General features: G+C 56.3%; 4 protein-coding genes. All 4 read left to right on the plus strand.

All coding sequences use genetic code 11. The features are described 5' to 3' along the window. Positions 1-35: 35 nt before the first annotated feature. On the plus strand, positions 36-728 hold the full coding sequence (locus tag AB9F27_RS21775; RefSeq protein ID WP_369758186.1) for a 5-formyltetrahydrofolate cyclo-ligase: 693 nt from the start codon (positions 36-38) through the stop codon (positions 726-728). Between the two features lie 126 nt (positions 729-854). After that, positions 855-1,112: a hypothetical protein gene (locus tag AB9F27_RS21780; protein ID WP_369758187.1), complete on the plus strand. Its 258-nt coding sequence runs from the start codon at positions 855-857 to the stop codon at positions 1,110-1,112. After that, the gene (locus AB9F27_RS21785; RefSeq protein WP_369758188.1) at positions 1,103-1,297 is read left to right on the plus strand and encodes a hypothetical protein; all 195 of its coding nucleotides are present in this window, start codon (positions 1,103-1,105) and stop codon (positions 1,295-1,297) included. The genes AB9F27_RS21780 and AB9F27_RS21785 overlap by 10 nt, the downstream gene beginning before the upstream one ends. A 135-nt stretch (positions 1,298-1,432) precedes the next feature. Then, a partial coding sequence (locus AB9F27_RS21790; protein WP_369758189.1) for a hypothetical protein occupies positions 1,433-1,680 on the plus strand: 248 nt, incomplete at its 3' end.

Genomic DNA, 1,680 nt, shown 5'->3' on the forward strand with positions numbered 1-1,680 from the left:
CTAGGCCTCTACACCTCGACCTAACGGAGAAGCCAATGTCGCACGATGAAAAACCCGCCGATGGATATGCCTCCCCCCCTTGTCTCGCCCACGAAATCGACCCTGCTTATTTCGATCCCCTTGGCGTCACTCCGCAACAGGCGCAGGATGTGGCGCGGTGGCGCAAGGCCGAACGGGTGCGATTGCTTGCGGAACGGGCCGCACTATCTGTCGACACTCGCAAAGCCGCCGCGATTGCGATCGCCGAACACCTCGATAGCTTGCTGGCTCAACGCTCCATAGATATCAACGGGCTCACGATCTCAGCATGGTGGCCGATCAAGGCGGAAATTGACCTGCGTTTCTGGCTTGCAGGCCTTGCCGCGCGCGGGGCAAGAGCAGCGCTGCCACTGGTCGAGACCAAAGCCGCCCCGCTGATTTTTCGCGAATGGACGCCGGACACGCGGATGGAGCGTGGAATCTGGAATATACCAGTGCCCGCCGAAGGGCCCGATATCCTTCCCGACATCACCCTGTCTCCCGTTGTCGGCTGGGATCGCAACGGGTACCGGCTTGGCTATGGCGGTGGCTATTTTGACCGAACACTGGCAGCGATTACACCACGCCCTTTGGCGATCGGGGTCGGGCTCAACATCGCGCAAATTGCGACGATTTTTCCCCAACCACACGACATAGCGATGCAGACTATTGTGACCGAAACAGGCCCTCGCGACCCGAAACAGGACTGATCGGCAGATCACAAAAGGTCTTCCTACCGCTCGATTCCTTGACTGAGGTCAATTTCAAGCAGGTGTAAAAGCCCTATACGAACCAAACTCACAGAACCAAAATTTAAATCCGGAGTTAGCATTCTAATGGTGTCGCTCACTGAAAAACTCAGCCGTCCCGTTTTCATAGATGGTGCGTGGATACGTCCGTTTATTCAGGGGGGTAAGGGGGTTGGCGCGACAAACGGTGTCAGTGCGGGAGCTTGGGCGGCGGAAAATGCTGCGGGAACAATTGCCGCCATCGGGGCGGCGATTGGCTATGATAAAAGTGGCCGCGAAGTGCCTTATACTTACGACGCCAAGACGCGCCATGGCGCTTTGAAGAAATGCTCTCCATGTCTGTAAAGGGCTGTCAAATACAGGCCGAGATCGCCCATGCAGCCTGTAACGGCTTGGGGCGTATCCGCATTAATTTTCTCAAAATGGCGGGTGGTTCAGCGCGGGTTATGCGCGAGGTCCTGACGGCAACGCGTCTGCCCAGTGGTGGAAATAAGATTCACGCCGTTACTATGGGGGCGGGCCTCGCCTAGGAGGAAGACGCCCAGATTTGTGCCGACGAAGGTATCTATCTTGATCCGATTATTTCAAGCGTTGTGGCCCTCAAGGTCCTGTTGAACCGTACGTTTTGAAACTGGGCCGGCAGGTATACCGAAGTCATCGGGGCCGTGGTCTATGAAGATCCTTGGCTGGCTGGTGGCCACAATGGCATCACCAGTCGGGAAAACCCCGACGAACCGCAAGCCCCATTTGAACGCGTCAAAGCCTTGCGCAAAATCATGAACGAAAACGGTATGCAGGATATTGCCATCGTTATGGCTGGAGGCGTTTGGCATTTGCGCGATTGGCAAGACTGGTTGGAGAATTCAGAAATCGGCCCAATCGCGTTCCAGATCGGCACGCGCGATCTGTTGAC

Origin of the sequence: Falsihalocynthiibacter sp. CO-5D18, from assembly GCF_041205445.1 — a bacterium.
GTDB classification, from domain to species: domain Bacteria; phylum Pseudomonadota; class Alphaproteobacteria; order Rhodobacterales; family Rhodobacteraceae; genus Falsihalocynthiibacter; species Falsihalocynthiibacter arcticus.

Coding starts and splice junctions, on each gene's coding strand:
- AB9F27_RS21780 (WP_369758187.1), top strand. CDS start 855: ATGGTGTCGCTCACTGAAAAACTCAGCCGTCCCGTTTTCATAGATGGT.
- AB9F27_RS21775 (WP_369758186.1), top strand. CDS start 36: ATGTCGCACGATGAAAAACCCGCCGATGGATATGCCTCCCCCCCTTGT.
- AB9F27_RS21785 (WP_369758188.1), top strand. CDS start 1,103: ATGTCTGTAAAGGGCTGTCAAATACAGGCCGAGATCGCCCATGCAGCC.